Source organism: Pseudomonas sp. K5002, from assembly GCF_013386655.1.
Classification (GTDB): Bacteria; Pseudomonadota; Gammaproteobacteria; order Pseudomonadales; family Pseudomonadaceae; genus Aquipseudomonas.
The window spans coordinates 1-665 of record NZ_JACARK010001666.1 but is presented as its reverse complement, the minus strand read 5'-3'; the positions used below and the strand labels follow the sequence as shown (position 1 = coordinate 665).

Genomic DNA, 665 nt, shown 5'->3' with positions numbered 1-665 from the left:
CGCCGACGCCCTGGCCATCAGCCCGATGCACGCGATGTTCAGCGCCGACACCGAGCGCTTCAGCCCCTATTCCCCGTCCAGCCGCCTGTTCCTCAACAGTTTGTACGCCTCCCCCGGCTGCATCCTCGGCGAACGTGCGGTGCAAACCGCCATCGAAGCCAGCGGGCTGGCCGACGAATTGAATGACCTTGAGCAACAAAGCCTGATCGACTGGCCGGCCGCGGCCAAAGCCAAGCAGCGCCTGCTGCGCACCCTGTATGACGACTTCCGCCAGGGCGACCACCCGCAACATGCCGACTTCCTGAGCTTCCGCCAGGCTGGCGGTGAAGCCCTGGAAAACCACTGCCGCTTCGAAGCCGTACAAGCCGAACGCGCGGCCAACGGCGAGAGCCTCGACTGGCGCCACTGGCCAGAGGACTGGCACAGCCCGCAAAGCCCGGCCCTGGTGCAGTTTGCCGAAGCCAATCGGGACGAAATCGGCTTCTACGCCTTCAGCCAATGGCTGATTGCTCGGTGCCTGGAACGCGCGCAACAAGCGGCGCGCGGCAGCGGCATGGGTGTCGGCCTGATCGCCGACCTCGCAGTGGGCGCCGACGGCGGCGGCAGCCAGGCCTGGAGCCGCCAGGATGAACTGTTGGCGGAACTGACCGTGGGTGCGCCACCTG

General features: G+C 66.9%; 1 protein-coding gene. It reads left to right on the top strand.

The window, feature by feature from the left end; all coding sequences use genetic code 11:
* The coding region (locus HX846_RS38590; protein WP_178967624.1) for a 4-alpha-glucanotransferase at positions 1-665 on the top strand (665 nt) is incomplete at both ends.